We start from the raw sequence: 20,051 nt of genomic DNA on the forward strand, positions 1-20,051 counted from the left end.
GTGAGCTAACCCGTAAGGGGGGCAGCGGCCGAAGGTAGGGTCAGCGATTGGGGTGAAGTCGTAACAAGGTAGCCGTAGGAGAACCTGCGGCTGGATCACCTCCTTTCAAGGAATATTTAGTTGATACTTAGCGCATGTTAAGATTAACTACAAACTTAAAATCGCTAGAAACGAGCAGTACGCGAAAGTAACGAGCGAAGCGCGGAGCTTACTTTGGTAAGTGAGCACTGCAGCGAGGAAGCTGACAAAGTAATGCGAAGTTTATCACGATTTTATATAATGAGTTGTCAAATGGATTGCGCTAATTCCTCTGTTTAATTTTGAGAGACCAAAAGTCTTTCTTTTTTTTTGTTCTTTGAAAATTGCACATAAGATAGGTCAGAGGTGTAAGCATGGTAACATGTTGAGCTGACTGATACTAATAGGTCGAGGGCTTGACCAATAAAAAGGCTAAAACTTATGTGCAATTTTGATGGAACAAATGTTTAATCTAGTGATGAATATACTAGAGCAGCGAAGGCTGCTCTTTTTGTTTTTTGATTCTTTATTTTTATATAGAGCATCCAAAAAAATCAATAGATTTATTAATATATACTAGTAATTACTCTATATAAGTATCTTTTGGAACAGCCTTTAATTCTTAAAAAATTTTAATATATTATCTCTTAAATAATATACTCGTAAATGATAATTAATTTTTGAAAAAACAAAGGTGTTACAACAAAAAGATAGAAATAGAAAGAATTCGATTCAATAATAGCCGTAGTGAGAGAATATGAAAAAAAGATGTATGGAAATAAATTACATAGTTGTATAATTAATGGTATATAATGTTAATGATGAAATTATAGATAAATAACTTCATAACTAAATTCTTAATTCAGATATATAGCTTCATAATTGAATTAAGAACTTTACGAAAAGTATATAAGCCGCGACTTTTCCCTAAAATTCGTTAATGATTGAGCTTATATATCCTTGGAAAAGCATTGCATGTGGAGGCTATTTTTCTCAATTGATTAAGGATTGAAGTTGGTTATCTTTAGTAATAGAACTTATATACATTTATAAAAATGAGTTCTTGGAGGAATTATGAAAACAGAGCAAGAAGGTATCGTAATTGAGGTTATTGGTCATATTGCTAAGGTTAAGATAAGTAGGCATAGTGAATGTAAAAACTGTGGTGCATGCCCAGGAGGAGATCAAGCTATAGTTTTAGAGGCACAAAATCTAATTGGAGCAAAACTAGGTCAGCGTGTTTTTATTGAAATAAAAACAACAAATGTGTTAAAGGCTGCATTTGTTGTTTACATAATTCCCCTTATTGCTATTTTTTTAGGGGCAATATGTGGAGGGTGGTTAGCACGAAAAAATATACAACTAGTACAAGTATTGCAAATAGCCGGAGGAATAATAGCATTTGTTATAGCAGTTCTTTTTATAAAGTTTTTTGATAAGTCTACTAATAACAATAAGAAAATTCAACCTACAATTAAACGTATTTTATAGTAAGAACTTTAATAGTTATCTCTTAAGTTTTTATATATAGATCAATATATTTAAGTTTGTTTAGGGGGATATCATAAATGATAAAAGGTTTTCGAGGTGGAATACACCCTAATGATCATAAAAGTAATACAGCTGATAAACCTATTGAAGCAGCGCTATTACCACGCAAGGTTATAATTCCTGTTAGACAGCACATCGGAGCACCCTGTTCACCAGTAGTGAAAAAAGGAGATAGAGTAAAAAAAGGACAGGTTATCGCCTCAAGTGAATCTTTTATTTCCAGTCCTGTACATGCATCAATTTCTGGTATAGTTGTCGATATAGATGATTATTCACATGCTATATTTGGTAAGTGTTTATCAATAGTTATTGATAATGACGGCCTTGATGAATGGACAGAGGAAATTCCAGTTGAACGTGATTGGGAAAAATTAAGTGTAAATGAATTACGAGAAATAATTAGACAGGCAGGTATTGTAGGAATGGGAGGAGCTACATTTCCAACTCATGTTAAGCTTTCACCACCTAAAGATAAGAATGTTGATGTCTTCATTTTGAATGCGGCTGAATGCGAGCCTTATTTAACAGCTGATCATCGAATGATGCTGGAATACACAGATTACATAGTTACAGGAGTTCAAATTGCTATGAAGGTTCTTGGGGTGAATAAAGGTTATGTAGGAATTGAGGATAATAAATCTGATGCAATAAAAGTAATGAAAAGGGCCTTTGTTGAAACACAGATAGATGTTGTTCCTTTGCCAACTAGGTATCCTCAAGGTGGAGAAAAAATGCTTATTAAGATGATAACTAATCGTGAGGTATCATCTGGTTGTTTACCAACAGATGTTGGTGTAGTTGTTCAGAATGTTGGTACTGTCATTGCAATTAGTAATGCAGTATCGAAGGGGATTCCAGTGATTGAAAGGGTAATAACAGTTACTGGTGGGGCTGTAAGAGAGCCTAAAAATTTATTGATAAGAATTGGTACTACCTTTGCTGAAGTTATTGAAAATTGTGGTGGTTTCAAGAAGGTTCCCAGAAAGGTTATTATGGGTGGACCAATGATGGGATTTGCACAATCTACACTTGATGTTCCAGTGATGAAAGGGGTATCTGGAATTTTAGCATTAAGTAAAGAAGAAGTTAATTATATAAAACAATCACCTTGTATTCGCTGCGGTCACTGTATAGAAGTATGTCCAATGGGATTAAATCCAAGTATGCTTAGTGTTCTTGGTGAACATCAGCTCTATAAGGAGGCTAAAGAAGATTACAATCTTTTAGATTGCATAGAGTGCGGATGTTGTGTTTATGTATGTCCAGCCAAGCGTAATATAGTTCAATATATTAGATACTGTAAGGCTCAAAATGTAGTAAATAAAGGTTAAAACTAGGGGGCGTGGTAAATGAATACGGAGGTAAAAATACAAGAAGACAAATTAACCGTTTCTGCATCACCACATATAAGATCAGAGGAATCTATTTCTAAAATTATGTGGACTGTCAATCTAGCTTTATTTCCAGCAGCTATTTTTGCAATCTATAATTTTGGTACTCCAGCTTTGACTACAATGTTAGTTGGTGTTATCTCAGCTATAGCTACAGAATATTTAGTACAAAAATTTCGTGGTAAACCGATAACAATTAATGACGGCAGTGCATTTTTAACAGGTTTGTTATTAGCTATGAGTTTACCTCCAGGACTACCTTCTTATATGACAGGTATTGGCTCTTTTATTGCTATTGCTATTGCTAAACATTCTATGGGTGGCCTAGGCTATAATATTTTTAACCCGGCACATATTGGGAGAGCAGCTTTAATGGTTTCTTGGCCGCTTGCTATGACTACTTGGCGAAAAGCTGGTGTAGGTATTGATGCTTTGACCACTGCAACTCCCCTAAGTATCTTAAAACAACAGGGTTATGAAAAATTAGTTGAATCTTTTGGTGGACATTCAGCAATGTATAAATCATTAATTATTGGTACTCGCAGTGGTAGTATTGGTGAAACTTCAACAATTTTACTAGTACTTGGCGGGTTATATTTAATTTATAAGCGTTATATTAATTGGGAAGTTCCTGTTTTGATGATTAGTACTGTATGTATTTTAACTTGGATATTTGGACCATCAGGTTTTTTCACAGGAGATCCAATCTTTCACATGATGGCAGGAGGATTAATTCTTGGCGCATTTTTTATGGCTACTGACATGGTTACTATTCCAATAACGCGTAAAGGACAGATTATATTTGCTGTAGGTACCGGGGCGATTACTGCTCTCATTAGGCTGAAAGGTGGTTATCCTGAGGGTGTTTGTTACGCTATTCTTTTAATGAATAGTATTACTCCTGTGATTGATCATATAATCCAGCCGGTAAAATTCGGAACCAGGAGGTAGTCGAAATGGCTGTTGAACATAATACTAAGAATTACAGTGTTTTTCAAGTTGCTATGAACTTAACAATAGCCTGCTTAATTTCAGGAGCAATTATAGGCGGAACATATTTTATAACAGAACCAGTTACTTTACAAAAAAACATTATACTTAAAAACCAAGCTATGAAAGCCTTGGTTAAGGATGCAGAAAGCTTTAAAACTGTTGATGGTAAAAAGGATTGGTTTGTAGCTCAAAAAGATGGAAAAGTTGTTGCTTATGTAGTTCCAGCAGAAAGTAAAGGTTTTGATGGAGAGATTAAAATGCTTGTAGCAGTTACTACGGATGGCAAAATAATTGACTATGATATTCTATCTAGTAATGAAACGCCAGGTCTTGGGGATAATGCATCGAAGGAACCTTTTAAGAAACAATTTAAAGATAAAAAAATTGAAGATTTAATTGTTGTAAAAGATCCCTCCAATATAAATAATATACAGGCGATCACTGGGGCTACTATTTCGTCTAGAGCAGTTACTAAAGGGATAAAAGAGGCTGCAGAACAAGTTGTTGAGTATACAGGGGGTAAATAAGTATGAAAGAGATATGGAAAATATTTAATAAAGGTTTGTTTGCAGAAAATCCAATTTTTCGTCTTGCCCTCAGTCTTTGTCCTGCGCTAGCAGTAACTACGACAGCAACTAATGCGTTAACTATGGGGTTATCAGTATTGTTTGTTATAACTGCAAATAATACTATAGTATCACTGACTAGAAATTTTATTAACTCTAAGGTTCGTGTGCCTGTTTATATAACATCTATAGCAACTATTGTTACCGTAGTGCAATTAGTATTACAAGCATATTTTCCTGTAATGTATAAGGCGTTGGGTATATACCTAGCATTAATTGTAGTTTTTGCAATTATTCTAGCACGTGCAGAGGTTTTTGCTTCAAAAAATTCTGTAATCCCTTCTTTTTTTGATGGATTAGGTATGGGCTGTGGGTTTCTTCTTGCGATGACATCCATTGGTATTATTCGTGAGTTTTTTGGAGCTGGATCTATTTTTGGCTTCAAAGTATTGGGAGCCTGGTACAATCCAGCATTAATTATGATTTTGCCTCCAGGTGCTTTTATATTAATTGGTTATATGATTGGTGCTATTAATCTTTTCGATCAACGCAAAGAGAAATTTCAAATTAAGAAGGGTGAAGTATAATGAAAGAATATATTACTCTCTTTATAAGTGCAGTAGTTGTAAATAACTTTGTTTTGACAAGGTTTTTAGGCTTATGCATTTTTTTTGGAGTATCCAAAAATTTAAATGCTTCTATTGGCATGGGCATGGCTGTAACTTCAGTTATAACATTAAGTTCAATTTTAGCATGGGCTGTTTATAATTTTGTGTTACTTCCATTTCAGTTAACCTTTCTGACTACAGTTGTTTTTGTTCTACTGATTGCCAGCTTTGTTCAGCTTTTAGAAATGGTAATTAAAAAGTACCTACCTAATTTATACCATATGTGGGGGATTTACTTGCTGTTGATTGCTACAAACTGTGTTGTGCTCGGTGTCCCTCTATTAAATACAGAATCAAGTTATCCATTTATAAAAAGTATAGTGCATGCTATTGGGTCTGGTATAGGCTTTGCTTTAGCATTAATCCTTATGGCAAGTTTAAGAGAAAAGCTAAGATATGCTGATGTACCTAAACCACTTGAAGGTCTTGGTATTGCATTTATTTTAGCAGGTATGCTGGCTCTCGCTTTTCTTGGGTTCTCTGGAATGATTACACTGTAGGAAGGAGTTGAAAAGAATTATGAATACTGCAGTTATGATTTTAATAGTAATGGGTATTGTCGGCATTACTTTTGGGTTTATTCTAGCATATGCAAATAAAAAGTTTGCTGTTGAAGTAAATCCTCTTATTAATGTTGTTGAAGATATACTACCAAAAGGACAATGTGGTGCATGTGGATTTGCTGGTTGTCAAGCTTATGCAGAGGCCGTAGTTTTAAATCCTGATGTAGCACCTAACCTTTGTGCTCCGGGTAAAGAAGTTGTTGCTAAAGCAGTGGCAGAACTAACCAATAAAACAATTGATAAGGTGGAACCAAGAATAGCTCACATAAAATGTGCGGGTACAATAAATAAAACTGTAAAAACTTACAACTATGAAGGTGTTGAAGATTGTGTTGCAGCAAATCTATTATTTGGTGGTTCTAATGGATGCAAATGTGGTTGTATTGGTTTTGGAACTTGTGTTGAAAATTGTCCATTTGGAGCTATGAAAATGAGCTCTGATGGATTGCCTTGCGTGGATTTAAAAAAATGCATAGGTTGTGGAAAATGTGAAGCTGTTTGTCCTAAAAATGTTATTGAAATATTACCTGTTGATTCTCAAGTAAGCGTTAACTGTAATTCTAAAGATAAAGGTGCTGTGGCACGTAAACTTTGTATTGCTGCTTGTATTGGGTGTGGTATTTGTGCAAAAAATTGTCCACATGGTTGTATAAAGATAGAAAATAATTTAGCGGTAGTTGATTTTTATATTTGTAATGAAAAATGTAATAATCCTGTGTGTACAAATAAGTGTCCAACTGGAGCAATTAAGACTAAAACTAGCATTTCTATTGAAAATAAAAAAACTTTGGTGGCTATTACTAAACATCATGCTGTTACTAAGTAATCAAATAATTATTAAATAAAGCTAAGTAGGCATTGAGCCTACTCAGCTTTAGTAAGATTTCATTTCATGAAATGACAGCAAATAAGAATGACAAGGGGGGGGAATTGATGAAAGAAAAGAAAAGAATTGTTTTGTTGTTATTAATATATATACTAGTGGTATCAATTTCTGGCTGCGCCCCTCAAAAAGAACAAAAGCATTATAGCAGTCAAAAGTTTCTTATGGATACGGTAATCAATATTGAAGCTTATGGTGAGGATGAAAAGCAGTTAAAGAAGGTAGTAGAAAGTGCCTATACGGAAATGAGTAAAATTGCCTCGTTAACCGATAGATTTCCTAAACCTGATACTACTGCATATGAAGCTAGTGATATATGTAAAGTCAATGCTGAAGCCGGGAAAAGTCCAGTAAAGGTTAGTGAAGATGTTTATAAAATGATTGAACTTTCATTATACTATTCTAAAATAAGTGAAGATGCTTTTGATATTACTATTGGACCTTTAATGGATTTATGGGGGTTCTCTAATAACAGTCCTCAGGTCCCTTCAGATGCTCAAATTAAGAAGAAGCTGCAATTAGTTGATAGCAGTCAGGTGATATTAGATAAAGAAAAGAGAACTGTATTTTTAAACAAGTCTGAAATGTCTATAGATCTAGGAGCGATTGCAAAGGGATATGCTGCAGAAAAGGCAGCTCAGGTATTACGTAAAGCTGGTGTCAAGCAAGCTTTAATTAATGCTGGAGGAAATGTTGTTGTAATAGGAATGAAAGATGGTAAAAATCCATGGAAAGTAGGAATTAAAGATCCTAGAAATGGTGATGAGATTGTAGGGATTTTATCATTAACAGATGCATCTGCTGTTACCTCTGGAGATTATGAAAGAAATTTTATGGAGAGTAGTATTATGTATCACCATATTCTCGAAACTCAAACAGGAAAACCAGTACGTGCTACTTGGAGTGTTACAGTAGTAGCTAAAGATTCTGGATTAGCAGATGTTTTATCAACAACTTTATTTGTTTTAGGACCTGAAAAGGGTTTAAAGTTTATTGAAAAATTAGATGGAGTTGAAGCTTTTTTTGTTGGTGCTGATAAAAAAATCTATGTCTCTCCAGGATTAAAAAACAAAGTAACAGTACATACGGGAAGTAGGTATTATTATGACGAAAAATGATAAAGTACTGTTAATTATAATAATTACTATTACCGTTTTAAGTTTTTTAGTTTTGTATTTTCTTAAATTAGGTAGAGATGAAGATAAGGTAGCTATTATTAAGGTAAAGGGAAAAGTTGTTCAGGAAATACAATTATCTAGAATTAAAGAAGATACTACTTTATCTGTAGATGGTTTAATAGGGAAAGCTATGATAGAAGTAAATAAGGACGGAGTCAGGATTATAGATGCTCCTTGTAAAGATAAAATATGTATTCATATGAACTGGGCTAAACACCACAGTGATTCTATTATTTGTATACCTAACCAAGTGGTTATTGAAATCAATGAAAAGAAAGAGAATTTTGATGTTGTAACGGAATAGGGGGGAGAATCTTTGAGAAATGCTAAAAATATTACATATATAGCTGTTTTAGTAACTCTAGCTTCTGTTCTTCACGCAATTGAAATGTTTATTCCAAATCCACTGCCATTGCCAGGAGCTAAATTGGGATTGGCTAATGTTGTAACTTTGATTGCATTATTATTTTATGGATTAAAAGAGGGAATGTTAATTTCTTTTTTACGAGTGACTCTAGGTTCATTGATTGGGGGAACTTTCTTATCAGTTAACTTTCTTATGAGTCTAACTGGAGCAATAGTTAGTACTTTAATCATGTACTTTTTATTTAAGTATGTAAAGTCGTTGAGCATTATTGGTGTAAGTATAGTAGGAGCAGTTGTACATAATATTGTGCAATTGATTGTTGCTTATTTTATTGTGGCAACCTTAGGTATATTTTTTTATCTTCCGTTTTTACTAGCTATTGGTATTCCAGTAGGAATGTTAACTGGTATTATAGCTAAAAACGCTTTTAAACATTTGCAGATTTTAAGGATTACCCACTAAACTACCGATACACAAATCAGTTGGTATAAAATTCAGCATTAACAAGGAATATTATTAGTGAGGCTTAACAGGCAATTATTGTATTAAGATCTCAAGAAATACCACATAAGAGTACATAAGAGGAGTTAAGAATGAATATAACAACAATGATAAATAAGCGAAATTTAAAGAACGTAAGTTTTATTATACTAGGCTGCTTACTATCGTCAATAGCAATAAATATGTTCATTGTAAATGCAAATCTATATAGTGGTGGCATATCAGGTATAGCAATTTTAATTCAATATGCCTTAAAGATACCTGCGGGTTACACAGTAATTTTAGCTAACATTCCATTATTAATAATAAGTTATAAAAAGTTAAATGTAAGATTTACGATATTGTCTTTAATTGGCACAGTTTGTTATTCAGTATTCTTGATACTTACAAAGGATTTGAAGAATATTGTAAATACTAATGACATTTGGTTATTATGTGCATATGGAGGAATTTTAAATGGGATAGGGATTGGGCTTACCTATGCAAACCATGGCTCAATGGGAGGATTTAATATCATTACAATGCTGATAAAGAAAAGATATGACAATTATGATGTTGGTCAAATTAACTTTCTTGAAAATTTTCCTATAATATTAATAGGTACATGGTTAAGTGGGATATTAATTATACTCTACACATTAATATCAATATTAATTACATCTATTGTTACCGATAAAATTATTCATGGTTTATCGAGAAAAAAATTACTTTTAATAATCACTGATAGGGAACAGGAGGTATGTGATTACATAAAGACCTATATGCACAGAGGGGCTACAATACTAAGCGGTCAAGAGTTGACTGGGAAAGAAAGAAAGGTTTTGTACTGTATTGTGCCTGTTTCTCGACTACCTGAATTTAAGCTTTCAGTAGAAAAAATAGATAAAGATGCATTAATCTCTATAATAGATGCTGCTGAGGTTAATGGAAAAGGATTTAGCAGTAGTATTTTATAGATAAGAGATTTTTAGAATAGATACAAATGTTTCTACTAATGATGAGGGATTCCCCAAAACGTTGCGTAAGTTTGATAAAGACATTTAGGAGCCTAGTAAGGCTCTTTTTGTTTGCTGTAATTTACTGCAATTTCATAAAGTGAAATCTGGCTAAAAGTTAATAGGTTCGATATCTACTCACTTTGGCTTATTGTAAAGTATTAATGTGATGAAAGAACTAACATTAAATATAAATACATTGATGTCTCATTGTGAAGCGTTTCAAGGTCTATGAAAGCTTCAAGGTAAATATATTTTATATAAGATGATAATTAATTTAAATGTAATACATGAAAATACATTCTTTAAAAAATTAGAATAAGGTGATTTTATGGAGGAGTTAATTTTAAAAGAGATTTATAAAAGTCTTACAGAAGGATTGAGCGTAGCTCTAGTTACTATAACAGAGAGCATAGGTTCTACTCCTAGAAATTCGGGGTCTATTATGGCTGTTTGGGAAGATGGAACTATAAAGGGTTCTGTTGGTGGAGGAAGTATTGAATATAAAATTATAGAGAAAGCAAAGAACTGTTTAGTAAATAAGGAAGACAGTAATTTTCATTATATTCTAAATGAAAATGGTGACATAGGAATGCAGTGTGGTGGCGCGGCAAGAGGTTATATTAAAGTATTTCTTCCTAGAAATAAGTTGTTGATAATCGGAGGAGGTCATATAGGAGAGCAGTTATATAAATTAGGTAAAATTATTGGATTTTATACTGTTATCTTTGATGATAGGCAAGAATATGCTAATGAAAAAATATATAGTGAAGCAGATGAAATAATATATGGAGATATTGAAGAAAAACTCGCAAGGTACCCAGTGGATGAGAGTTGCTATATTGTTGTGGTTTCTAGGGGACACGAAAGTGACTTAAAAGCTGTTAGAAGTGTTGTAGGAAGAAGTGGTGCCTATTTAGGAATGATAGGTAGTGCAAGAAAAACTCAGATAGTAATTAATAAGCTGTTAGAGGAAGGAATCTCTAAAGAAGAATTAGAAAAGGTTTATGCACCAATTGGACTTGATATATCTTCGGAAGTTCCAGAAGAGATAGCATTAGCAATAATAAGTGAGATTTTACTAGTAAAAAATAATGGAACATTGAATCATAGAAAGGATATTAAGAGGGTGAAAATATAATATGTATACCGCAGGAATTATTACAGCAAGTGATAAGGGGTACAACGGTGAACGGATTGATGAAAGTGGGAAAATCATAATAGAAATTCTTCAACGTTATGGTTATAAGATAGAGAAATATGCCTTAATTCCTGATGAACAAGTAAAACTAGAAAAAGAAATGATATACATGTCCGATAATTTAAGAGTAAATCTTATACTTACTACAGGAGGAACTGGCTTTAGTAATAGAGATGTTACTCCAGAAGCTACGAAAAATATTATCACAAAAGAGGCTAACGGAATTGCAGAGGCAATACGTTATTACAGCTTACAGCTAACCAAAAGAGCTATGCTGTCAAGAGGAGTATCAGGAATAAGAGGTAATACTCTTATAATCAATTTACCTGGTAGTCCAAAGGCTGTTAGAGAAATTTTAGAATATATATTGGATACCATTTATCATGGATTACAAATTTTGAATAGTGATACATCCGAGTGTGCGAGGTGTTAAGGTGTGAAAAAGATTAAAGTTCATGAGGCGATTGGTTCAGTTTTATGTCATGATATAACAATGATAGTTCCAGGTGTGGTAAAAGAGGTTGCTTTTAAGAAAGGACATATTATTAGTGAAGAAGATATATCAAAGTTACTTTCACTTGGTAAGGATCATGTTTATATATGGGAAAAAAAAGAAGACATGCTTCATGAAAATGAAGCAGCCTTAAGACTTAAGGAGTTAGTGGCAGGTGAAGGGTTGGTCTTCAGTGAAATAAGTGAAGGTAAGATTGATTTTATAGCTGAATATGATGGTCTGATTAAGGTTAAAAAGGAAGAGTTATTTAAACTTAACTCCTTAGGACAAATTATTCTTGCAACCATGCATGATAATACTCCCGTTAAGATAGGTCAAAAAGTTGCGGGTACAAGAGTTATTCCATTATTAATAGAATTAGAGAAGATATTAAAAGCAGAAAAAACTATTAAAAATAAGATAATTAAAGTTATTCCTATAATAAGTAGAAAGATAGGAATCATAACAACAGGTAATGAGATCTTTTATGGAAGAATCAAGGATGCCTTTGGACCAGTTATAAGAAAAAAGGTAGAGGAATACGGGTGTATAGTTTTGGGACAAATTATACTTCCAGACGATAAGGATAAAATTAATGAAGCAATTAAAGATTGGATAACTAAAGGTGCAGAGATGATAATATGCACTGGAGGTATGTCTGTTGATCCGGATGATGTAACTCCATTAGCCATTAGGGATACTGGTGCAGAGGTTGTATCTTATGGAGCACCTGTACTGCCAGGTTCTATGATTTTAGTTTCTTATTATGGTAATATTCCTGTGTTAGGGCTTCCAGGATGTGTAATGTATAATAAGAGAACTGTATTTGATCTTATACTCCCAAGGGTGCTAGCAGGAGAAAAGTTAAGTTATGAAGATATAGTACAATATGGGCATGGGGGGCTTTGTTTGGGATGTGATGATTGTACTTATCCTTCTTGTTCATTTGGTAAGGGGGGCTAGAGATGACTATAGAATTTACACATTTTGACGAACAGGGTAAGTCTAAGATGGTGGATGTAAGTGAAAAAGCAGAAACAAACAGGGTGGCTATTGCTAAGGGTACTATCAGGATGAAGAGGCATACTATTGAAATGGTACAAGAAGGAACAATTGAAAAAGGTGATGTTTTAGGAGTTGCTAGAGTTGCAGCAATCATGGCAAGTAAAAAGACTGCAGATTTAATTCCGATGTGCCATCCCTTAATGATTACAGGCTGTGATATTAATTTTAAAGTAGATGTTGAAAAGTCTTTAATAACAATAGAGGCAAGAGTTAAAACTATTGGGAAGACTGGAGTTGAGATGGAGGCATTAACTGCAGCATCAGTGGCAGCTTTAACAATATATGATATGTGTAAGTCAGCAGATAAAGATATGCAAATAGAAGACATATATCTCATCGAAAAAGATGGAGGAAAGAGTGGTAAATATGTTAGACAAGCACTCTAGAAAGATAAATTATTTGAGGCTTTCTGTAACAGATAGGTGTAACTTAAGATGCATATATTGTATGCCAAAAGAAGGTGTTGATTTTACAAAAAATCATGAATTATTGACTATAGAGGAAATGTTGAAAATAGTAAAGTCAGCCGCTGAACTTGGTATAAAGAAAGTCAGAATCACAGGTGGAGAGCCTCTTTTAAGAAATGGAGTCATTGAATTAATATCTAAGATAAAGTCACTTTCAAAAATACAACATGTATATCTTACTACTAATGGGATTCTTCTAGATCACTATATGGATCAGTTAATTAAAGTAGGATTAGACGGTATAAATATAAGTTTGGATAGCTTGAGAGAAGATATATTTGAAAAGATAACTAGGGGTGGAAATCTACAAACTGTTCTAAAGTCTATAGAAACGTGTGATAAAGAAGGTATAAAAATTAAGCTTAACACAGTAATTCTTAAGGGAGTAAATGATAAGGAAATATTAGATTTCGTATATTTTTCTAAGAAATCAGGTTTAGATATTAGGTTTATTGAACTTATGCCTATCGGTGAGAGTAAAGGATTTAAGGCTTTTACTACAAATGAACTTAAAAACTATATACAGAAAGAAATGCTACTTATACCTTGTGAAGAAAGTATAGGAGATAACGGACCAGCAGCTTATTATAAAACTACTGACAGCAGAAATAGAATAGGTTTCATAAGTCCTATAAGTCATTCTTTTTGTCATAACTGTAATAGGATAAGAGTAACATCGGAAGGTTTTTTAAAGCAGTGTCTTCACTGGAAGTATGGAATAGATCTTAAGACTCTAATAAGAAGAGGAATTGGTGAGGAGGAACTAAAAAAGGTTATAAGTGATGGGATTTTTAATAAGCCAAAGGAACATAACTTCAAATCTCAAAATGAACAAACTGATATTAGACTAATGTCACAGATTGGAGGTTGAAATGAAAGGGAAAATACTTGCAGTTTGCATAAGCGAAAAGAAGGGGACATCAAAAAAGGATATTAAGGAAATTGATGTAATTGAAAACTTTGGTTTAAAAGGGGATGCTCATGGCGGTGATTGGCATAGACAGGTCAGTCTATTGAGCTTTGAGAAGATTGTAGAATTCAGAAAGCGTGGAGGCAAAGTTGGGTTTGGTGATTTTGGCGAGAATATAGTTGTAGAAGGCATAGACTTTTCTAAGATCGAGCTTGGCATGAGATTATCTAATGATGAGATAATTCTCGAGATAACTCAGATTGGAAAGACGTGTCATTCAAAATGTAATATATTTTATTCTGTAGGGGAATGTATTATGCCGAGGAATGGAATATTTGCAAGAGTACTTAAGGGAGGTTATATTAAAGTAGGGGATTACTTAGAAATAGAAAATTGAAGGGGTCGAGAAAAAAGTAGCTCTTTATGTTAGTTTAGCTTTTTAGAATATTAATACTTAGTAATCATCATTAAATCTCTATATTATAAAAGGCTGTCTTAGAACAGCCTTTATCATTTTTGCTTTCTTATTTGATAGTTAATTTGTATATGATATTAGTGCTGCATTGGCTTGAATACGTCTCCACCTGGATTCACATCTATAAACAAGTGATTACCTAGTAATATAAGAGCAAGGTGAAGTATTCCTGTTATAACAAAAACAGCAATAGTTAAAGTAATCGTATCTCTCTTTTGTAATTTATAATTATTTTTGATTGCAAAGCTAACAAAAGAAATTATAATTCCCATTGGAATTAGATACGATGCATAACTTGGACTTTCTTTAAAATGAGATATGCCGCCACTAATCATACCTATTCCTATAGCAAGAGTAAGAGAAACAATTATTAGATTAAGACTTTCATACAAAGATAGATGATGTTGATTTATTACTATCTCATTAAATATTGAACCAGCAATAAATAACAGCAGACCTATACTTAATATGATTGAGTATCTAACAGCATTAAATGGCATCAACACAATACCACTAGAAACCATGCCTACTCCAAGAAAATAAATAATGTATACTATGTAGTTTGAAATAAGTTTTTTAACCATTATGGTCCCTCCTTGAAATTATAATAAATTATTAATTATAAGAATTTTTTATCTAAATGCAATTTTATGAAAAAGTTATGTAAAAGTTGTGTAGAATCGCATAATTTTGAATGTATAATCAAGAAAATAAGAACAACTCCCTTTTATCTTTAATAACGAGATAATAATTAAAAGGTTTAAAGCAAAGTGTAAAGTTGATATAGATATGGTAAACTACACCTCAAATACTGTTAATTCACTAGTCTAATAATTTCTAATCTATACAAACTATAAATAGACACTAAATATTAACTAATATTCATAGGAGGTAACAGTTATGGCAAATAGAAATAACAGAGTATTAGTTCCAGAAGCAAAAGCAGGACTAGAAAGATTTAAACAAGAATCAGCTACTGAAGTTGGAGTAAATCTAAAACAAGGATACAATGGCGATTTAACTTCAAGAGAAGCTGGATCAATAGGTGGAAACATGGTTAAGAAAATGGTAGAAGCTTACGAACAAGGTTTAAAATAATATATTAACAAAAAAAAGCTCTAGAATTAATCTAGGGCTTTTTTTTAGGGGGTTAATTATTGCAATAGAATTAGTTCAGAAGCCTTAATATTTTATGTAACAAGTAAAAAAATATTCAAAAAAATCTGGAGTAACTCCAGCAGTATAGGTTTTTCCTTTTACACCAGCTACATTTAATGTTATATAACTATTTATCTTAGGTTTATTGCTACTTAATGTAGCAGTATAAATACAATATTAAATAATATTGAGAATGTGACAAGTTAAAGGCAAGGGTACAATTGATAAAGAAATGTATAGGTAGTAGAAGTTATAGGAGAACTAGGCATGGTGCATGAAATAGAAGTAATAAGTAATCCTTCACTAGAGTATAAATTAATGGGGGTGAGGTTTTGGGTAAAATAGTTATAAGGTTAAGTGATGGAACAGTCTTTAAAGGTGACCTTATAGAGATAAACAGTTTTGAAATAGTAGTAAATAATATTAAGGCATTGAGTGGTGTATCAAAATTTAAAATACATAAAGATGTTCATATAATGAAAGGTTTTATTGCTTATTATTATATAGATTAATAGTAAAATAATTGTAAATTAAATTTAAGTCGCTATGCTATAATAGCGATTTTTTCATTTTCTATCATTTCACGAATGGGTAATTTGTTTGTTGTAGATGATTATTTTGTTTACAAGTTTTTCAAGGAATTTTTTTAAATTTATTTATGTGTTTAATGAATATTTTAATATTATAATTTGATAATCAATAATTAGTGGAATAACTTACTAAAGCTAAAATAATAATGTCGTTATAGCAATTGTGGTAAGTATACTAAAACGATGTAGAATATGATAAAATATGATAGAATACGATAGAATATGGTGAAATATAGTAAAGGGATACTGCAAGTATATTTTAGTAATAAAAGAAACTTATATGTTAGTGTATTGAAAAAACGGGGGGGAAATTATGAAATATACTTTGAATAAAAAAGCTGAAAAACCATTTCTGCATAGTAAAAATAGTATCGTTATTGAAGTTAATAATGAGTTTGTAAAATTTATCGGCTATTCAAGAAATGAGTTGATAGGAAAGTCACTTACTGAAATAAGTTATATGTTAAGAATCAACTCACAGATATATCTTAATAATATAGAAAACGTATTCAGGTGTTATGTATTTACTAAATCATACGAACCAAGAGAAGTCACTATATCTTGTAAGGTTTTAGAATGTCAAAATGAAAAAATGTACTTTTTTAAAGAGAAACCAAACTCTCGAATTGAAGATAAATGCATGGGTATTGAACAAATTTATGCAAATAGCAAGATTGGATTTGCAATACACAGCGTTCCGGATTTAATTTTACTTAAAGTTAATGAGACATATTTAGATTCTTTAGACTTCCCATATAATTTAAAGGAAAATAGCATAGGTGAAAAACAGAAAGAAATAATAACCGGATTTGAAGGAGGCAAAGAAGAAGAGATTTTCCTAGACATTATAAAAACTGGTAGGTCTTATCATTTACCTGAATATGAATATAGTAATTTTAAAGGAGGAACTAGATATTGGGATTGGTCAGTGATACCAATATTTGTGGACGGAAAAATTAAATATGTAATTGATACTGCTACGGAAGTAACAGAAAGAGTATCAAACAGAAAGTTAATTGAAGAACAGGCTAAAATTATTGAACAACAGAAGAAACAACAATTAGAAGCAATCATTGAAAATATGTCTGATGGATTATTTATCTTAGATAAAAACTATAAGTATTCTCTATTAAATGCTAGTGCAAATGAATTTTTTTATAGTTCAGATTCAATCAAAGAATCTGGAGATTCATTAGCTCATACAAAATATTATGATTCAAAGGGGAATTTAATTGCAGCGGAAGATTTTCCTAATCGCAGAGTCTTAAGAGGTGAGAAAATTAGAGAATACAGAGTGACATGCGAGAGACCTGATGGAATATATCACTTCAATGTAAGTGGAAGTCCTATTTATGATGAAAATGGAGAAGTAGCAAAAGCTATTATATGTTCTCGTAATATTACAGAACAAGTTAATAGTGAAAATTTGATAAGAATGCAAAAGGAGCAGTTAGAAGCTATTATTCAAGATATGTCTGATGCTTTGCTAATTTTCGATAAAGATGGTAACTACATCACATTTAATAAAGCAGCTAGAGATACTTTTTGTATTGAATCTACAAGGCTGAATAAGATAGGAGATGGTCTTAAAGAAGCTGAATATTTAGATATGGATAAACAATTAATCCTCTGCGATAATACTCCTGGTCATAGGGTGCTAAGGGGTGAAAAATTATTAGGATATAGAATGGCTATAAAAACTAATGGTAGTGTTGTTTATATTGATGTAAATGGTACTCCAATATATGATAATGAAGGAAACTTTATGGCAGGAATATTATGCTGTCGTGACGTTACTGAAAAGATAAAATATGAAGAAGATGTATTATTAAAAACTCAATATGATTTTTTAAACAGTATGATAGATAATCTTGATTTACCTGTTTTAAGGTTATCATGTTCAGATTTTAAAATTACAGATGTTAATCAAAAGTCTTATAATATTTTTAAGAAATTGAAACCAGAAATAAAGTCTATATCTTTTATTATAGGACAGAACTATGAAGATATTACTAACTTTGATAAAGTGGACGTTCTTAAAAATATTGAAAATGTTATAAAGAAGAAGGAATCATCTTATTTAAAATATCAAAGATTAATAGTCTCTGGAGAAGAAATGTTTATGAATATATTATATCAGCCAGTGTTTGGAGTTAATGGTGAAGTTGCAGAAATAGCTGTAATCCTAATTGATGTCACTCAGGAAGTAAAGGCTAATAATCACATGGAAAGAATACTTAGAATTCACGAGGAATTTTTCGCAAATATATCCCATGAGCTTAAAACTCCTTTAAATGTAATTTTTAGTACAACCCAGTTATTCAATTTATATTTAAGAGATGATTTTTTAATAAATAATAAGGATAAGGTTGTCAAGTACATTAATATTATGATACAAAATTGTTATAGGTTATCAAAGCTTATAAATAACTTAGTAGATTTATCAAAAATTCAATCTGGTTTTTTTGAATTAAATCTTTCTAATGAAAACATAGTTAATGTTATTGAAGAAATTGTTCAATCAGCATCAGAATATGTTAAAAGTAAGGGACTTAGTATTATTTTTGATACAGATGTGGAAGAAAAGATTATTGCTTGCGACTCTAATAAAATTGAAAGGGTTATTCTTAACCTTATTTCTAACGCTATTAAGTTTTCTGAGCCTGGGAATGAAATATATGTGAATATTGTTGATAAAGATGACACTGTTGAAATATCAGTAGAGGATACTGGTATAGGAATTGATAAAAGACATTTAGATATTATTTTTGAAAGATTTAAGCAAGTGGATAAATCCTTTACTCGCAATACTGAAGGAAGTGGCATTGGATTATGCCTCGTTAAATCAATTATTGAATTGCATGGTGGTAAAGTAAATGTAGAAAGTAAATTAGGGGAAGGTAGTAAATTTAAGATAGACTTACCTTCAAGAACTATAGAAAAAACAAAGATTGCTGATAAAAATGAAATGATAAGTAGTAATAGTGAAATGATAAATATTGAATTTTCGGATATATATAGGTAAAACTAATCCAAAACTCAGATCCTGGCAGTAAAGGTTTTCTGTAGAGGTTGATATTTAATAGTTAACATATTTTGATTATAGCCATTTTTATCTAGGGTAATTAGTGAACTTTCAATGGTTGGTTATCGCATTTTCATATTATCTCTATAACCTCGTGTATCAGGTTATCAAAGAATGTATCAGCATTATGTTAAAGTTTACAAAATAAGTAATGTAGGTTGAGAAATATATGGTATAATAGAATAGAATTATGTCGTAATAAAGCAGAGTAGGCGTCGAGTCTAATATATATAAATTCAATCCTTAAACAATTTATGAAAAATAAAATTTAATAGTCATCGCACCTATTAAATTTGAATTAAATTTCATTTAATAAAATGACAGCAAATTAAAAATATAGTATTGATGCACTATATTTTTTAGGGGGGATAAGCTATTTTTAAGTATAATGAATACAAAAAACAATGTATTTTTCTTATAGGTTTTATTGCATTTTTTCTTTTTTTTCCAAGAACTGTTTTAGCTCAGAGTATAGATCAAAAAAATGTGCTAATTTTAAGTTCCTATGGAAATGAAAGTACTATTTTATCTGGAAATGAATCAAAGGAATGGACTGATGAAATTATATCTTCAATAAATTCACAGTTTGTAGATAGTAAAAAAAGTATAAATGTAAAAATGGAATATATGGGTTCAGGAGAAAGATCTTGGCCACAATATTATGAGTTGTATAAATATAGTTTTTCAGACACTAAATTTGATGCTGTAATTAGTTTAGATGATGGGGCATTTAATTTTTTATTAAAGTATGGAAACAAGTTGTTTCCAAATACTCCTGTTGTATTTAGTGGTGTATATACATTTAATAAGTCTATTATTAGTGAGCACCCCCTTTTTACTGGGATAGTAAAGAGTCATGATACTGAACGCACTTTAGATATTTCTTTGAAGCTTCATCCTAATACTAAACAAATATTTGTAATTGATGATCAT

At 31.6% G+C, this 20,051-nt stretch carries 21 protein-coding genes, 1 rRNA gene and 1 pseudogene; 22 read left to right on the plus strand and 1 reads right to left on the minus strand.

Going from position 1 to position 20,051, the window contains the following annotated elements; translation table 11 throughout:
- The 18 genes from CPJCM30710_RS11845 to CPJCM30710_RS11930 form a co-directional block, all read left to right on the plus strand.
- A 16S ribosomal RNA gene (locus CPJCM30710_RS11845) occupies positions 1-106 on the plus strand; the annotation flags it as partial.
- A gap of 986 nt (positions 107-1,092) precedes the next feature.
- Positions 1,093-1,509: a SoxR reducing system RseC family protein gene (locus CPJCM30710_RS11850; RefSeq protein WP_212904383.1), complete on the plus strand. Its 417-nt coding sequence runs from the start codon at positions 1,093-1,095 to the stop codon at positions 1,507-1,509.
- 77 nt (positions 1,510-1,586) lie between these two features.
- Complete coding sequence (gene rsxC, locus CPJCM30710_RS11855) at positions 1,587-2,900, plus strand: electron transport complex subunit RsxC (RefSeq protein ID WP_212904384.1); 1,314 nt, start codon at positions 1,587-1,589, stop codon at positions 2,898-2,900.
- A gap of 18 nt (positions 2,901-2,918) precedes the next feature.
- Positions 2,919-3,911 carry an RnfABCDGE type electron transport complex subunit D gene (locus tag CPJCM30710_RS11860; protein ID WP_212904385.1) on the plus strand — a complete coding sequence of 331 codons (993 nt, stop codon included), beginning with the start codon at positions 2,919-2,921 and terminating at the stop codon, positions 3,909-3,911.
- Between the two features lie 5 nt (positions 3,912-3,916).
- On the plus strand, positions 3,917-4,480 hold the full coding sequence (locus tag CPJCM30710_RS11865) for an RnfABCDGE type electron transport complex subunit G (protein ID WP_212904386.1): 564 nt from the start codon (positions 3,917-3,919) through the stop codon (positions 4,478-4,480).
- A 2-nt stretch (positions 4,481-4,482) separates the two neighbouring features.
- Positions 4,483-5,106, plus strand: a complete 624-nt coding sequence (gene rsxE, locus CPJCM30710_RS11870; protein WP_212904387.1) for an electron transport complex subunit RsxE — start codon at positions 4,483-4,485, stop codon at positions 5,104-5,106.
- Entirely contained in the window at positions 5,106-5,687 is a 582-nt protein-coding gene (locus tag CPJCM30710_RS11875) for an electron transport complex protein RnfA (RefSeq protein WP_212904388.1), read from the plus strand. The genes rsxE and CPJCM30710_RS11875 overlap by 1 nt, the downstream gene beginning before the upstream one ends.
- A gap of 19 nt (positions 5,688-5,706) precedes the next feature.
- On the plus strand, positions 5,707-6,576 hold the full coding sequence (gene rnfB / locus CPJCM30710_RS11880) for an RnfABCDGE type electron transport complex subunit B (protein WP_212904389.1): 870 nt from the start codon (positions 5,707-5,709) through the stop codon (positions 6,574-6,576).
- A gap of 107 nt (positions 6,577-6,683) precedes the next feature.
- Positions 6,684-7,751 (plus strand): FAD:protein FMN transferase, encoded by a 1,068-nt coding sequence (locus tag CPJCM30710_RS11885; RefSeq protein ID WP_212904390.1) that lies wholly within the window; start codon positions 6,684-6,686, stop codon positions 7,749-7,751.
- Positions 7,738-8,115: a NusG domain II-containing protein gene (locus CPJCM30710_RS11890; protein WP_212904391.1), complete on the plus strand. Its 378-nt coding sequence runs from the start codon at positions 7,738-7,740 to the stop codon at positions 8,113-8,115. The genes CPJCM30710_RS11885 and CPJCM30710_RS11890 overlap by 14 nt, the downstream gene beginning before the upstream one ends.
- 12 nt (positions 8,116-8,127) lie before the next feature.
- Entirely contained in the window at positions 8,128-8,640 is a 513-nt protein-coding gene (locus CPJCM30710_RS11895) for a Gx transporter family protein (RefSeq protein ID WP_212904392.1), read from the plus strand.
- A gap of 131 nt (positions 8,641-8,771) precedes the next feature.
- A complete protein-coding gene (locus tag CPJCM30710_RS11900) occupies positions 8,772-9,635 on the plus strand; it encodes a YitT family protein (RefSeq protein WP_212904393.1) in 864 nt (287 codons plus the stop codon).
- A 370-nt stretch (positions 9,636-10,005) separates the two neighbouring features.
- Complete coding sequence (locus tag CPJCM30710_RS11905) at positions 10,006-10,815, plus strand: XdhC family protein (protein WP_212904394.1); 810 nt, start codon at positions 10,006-10,008, stop codon at positions 10,813-10,815.
- Between the two features lies 1 nt (position 10,816).
- Positions 10,817-11,308, plus strand: coding sequence for a MogA/MoaB family molybdenum cofactor biosynthesis protein (locus CPJCM30710_RS11910; protein WP_212904395.1), 492 nt, complete (start codon positions 10,817-10,819; stop codon positions 11,306-11,308).
- A 3-nt stretch (positions 11,309-11,311) separates the two neighbouring features.
- The gene (locus CPJCM30710_RS11915; protein WP_212904396.1) at positions 11,312-12,331 is read left to right on the plus strand and encodes a molybdopterin-binding protein; all 1,020 of its coding nucleotides are present in this window, start codon (positions 11,312-11,314) and stop codon (positions 12,329-12,331) included.
- An 8-nt stretch (positions 12,332-12,339) separates the two neighbouring features.
- Complete coding sequence (gene moaC, locus CPJCM30710_RS11920) at positions 12,340-12,819, plus strand: cyclic pyranopterin monophosphate synthase MoaC (protein ID WP_281413980.1); 480 nt, start codon at positions 12,340-12,342, stop codon at positions 12,817-12,819.
- Positions 12,800-13,771, plus strand: coding sequence for a GTP 3',8-cyclase MoaA (gene moaA / locus CPJCM30710_RS11925; protein ID WP_212904440.1), 972 nt, complete (start codon positions 12,800-12,802; stop codon positions 13,769-13,771). Before moaC ends, moaA begins: the two co-directional genes overlap by 20 nt.
- 1 nt (position 13,772) lies before the next feature.
- Positions 13,773-14,207 carry an MOSC domain-containing protein gene (locus CPJCM30710_RS11930; protein WP_212904398.1) on the plus strand — a complete coding sequence of 145 codons (435 nt, stop codon included), beginning with the start codon at positions 13,773-13,775 and terminating at the stop codon, positions 14,205-14,207.
- A gap of 155 nt (positions 14,208-14,362) precedes the next feature.
- On the opposite strand, the gene CPJCM30710_RS11935 is transcribed toward CPJCM30710_RS11930, so the two are convergent.
- Positions 14,363-14,869, minus strand: a complete 507-nt coding sequence (locus CPJCM30710_RS11935) for a hypothetical protein (RefSeq protein ID WP_212904399.1) — start codon at positions 14,867-14,869, stop codon at positions 14,363-14,365.
- A gap of 316 nt (positions 14,870-15,185) precedes the next feature.
- Between CPJCM30710_RS11935 and CPJCM30710_RS11940 the strand changes: the two genes are divergently transcribed.
- From CPJCM30710_RS11940 to CPJCM30710_RS11955, 4 genes and pseudogenes are all read left to right on the plus strand, one after another.
- The gene (locus tag CPJCM30710_RS11940; protein WP_212903817.1) at positions 15,186-15,383 is read left to right on the plus strand and encodes an alpha/beta-type small acid-soluble spore protein; all 198 of its coding nucleotides are present in this window, start codon (positions 15,186-15,188) and stop codon (positions 15,381-15,383) included.
- Positions 15,384-15,775: 392 nt separating this feature from the next.
- Positions 15,776-15,955: a hypothetical protein gene (locus CPJCM30710_RS11945; protein ID WP_212904400.1), complete on the plus strand. Its 180-nt coding sequence runs from the start codon at positions 15,776-15,778 to the stop codon at positions 15,953-15,955.
- Between the two features lie 391 nt (positions 15,956-16,346).
- Complete coding sequence (locus CPJCM30710_RS11950) at positions 16,347-19,058, plus strand: PAS domain S-box protein (RefSeq protein ID WP_212904401.1); 2,712 nt, start codon at positions 16,347-16,349, stop codon at positions 19,056-19,058.
- A 546-nt stretch (positions 19,059-19,604) separates the two neighbouring features.
- Positions 19,605-20,051, plus strand: a pseudogene (locus tag CPJCM30710_RS11955) (histidine kinase); the annotation flags it as partial.

It is taken from the genome of Clostridium polyendosporum, assembly GCF_018332455.1.
Taxonomy (GTDB): domain Bacteria; phylum Bacillota; class Clostridia; order Clostridiales; family Clostridiaceae; genus Clostridium_AY; species Clostridium_AY polyendosporum.

Bases quoted from the DNA above. Each gene is read 5' to 3' on its own strand.
- CPJCM30710_RS11850 (WP_212904383.1), top strand. From the start codon at position 1,093: ATGAAAACAGAGCAAGAAGGTATCGTAATTGAGGTTATTGGTCATATT.
- rsxC (WP_212904384.1), top strand. From the start codon at position 1,587: ATGATAAAAGGTTTTCGAGGTGGAATACACCCTAATGATCATAAAAGT.
- CPJCM30710_RS11860 (WP_212904385.1), top strand. From the start codon at position 2,919: ATGAATACGGAGGTAAAAATACAAGAAGACAAATTAACCGTTTCTGCA.
- CPJCM30710_RS11865 (WP_212904386.1), top strand. From the start codon at position 3,917: ATGGCTGTTGAACATAATACTAAGAATTACAGTGTTTTTCAAGTTGCT.
- rsxE (WP_212904387.1), top strand. From the start codon at position 4,483: ATGAAAGAGATATGGAAAATATTTAATAAAGGTTTGTTTGCAGAAAAT.
- CPJCM30710_RS11875 (WP_212904388.1), top strand. From the start codon at position 5,106: ATGAAAGAATATATTACTCTCTTTATAAGTGCAGTAGTTGTAAATAAC.
- rnfB (WP_212904389.1), top strand. From the start codon at position 5,707: ATGAATACTGCAGTTATGATTTTAATAGTAATGGGTATTGTCGGCATT.
- CPJCM30710_RS11885 (WP_212904390.1), top strand. From the start codon at position 6,684: ATGAAAGAAAAGAAAAGAATTGTTTTGTTGTTATTAATATATATACTA.
- CPJCM30710_RS11890 (WP_212904391.1), top strand. From the start codon at position 7,738: ATGACGAAAAATGATAAAGTACTGTTAATTATAATAATTACTATTACC.
- CPJCM30710_RS11900 (WP_212904393.1), top strand. From the start codon at position 8,772: ATGAATATAACAACAATGATAAATAAGCGAAATTTAAAGAACGTAAGT.
- CPJCM30710_RS11905 (WP_212904394.1), top strand. From the start codon at position 10,006: ATGGAGGAGTTAATTTTAAAAGAGATTTATAAAAGTCTTACAGAAGGA.
- CPJCM30710_RS11910 (WP_212904395.1), top strand. From the start codon at position 10,817: ATGTATACCGCAGGAATTATTACAGCAAGTGATAAGGGGTACAACGGT.
- moaA (WP_212904440.1), top strand. From the start codon at position 12,800: ATGTTAGACAAGCACTCTAGAAAGATAAATTATTTGAGGCTTTCTGTA.
- CPJCM30710_RS11930 (WP_212904398.1), top strand. From the start codon at position 13,773: ATGAAAGGGAAAATACTTGCAGTTTGCATAAGCGAAAAGAAGGGGACA.
- CPJCM30710_RS11935 (WP_212904399.1), bottom strand. From the start codon at position 14,869: ATGGTTAAAAAACTTATTTCAAACTACATAGTATACATTATTTATTTT.
- CPJCM30710_RS11940 (WP_212903817.1), top strand. From the start codon at position 15,186: ATGGCAAATAGAAATAACAGAGTATTAGTTCCAGAAGCAAAAGCAGGA.
- CPJCM30710_RS11950 (WP_212904401.1), top strand. From the start codon at position 16,347: ATGAAATATACTTTGAATAAAAAAGCTGAAAAACCATTTCTGCATAGT.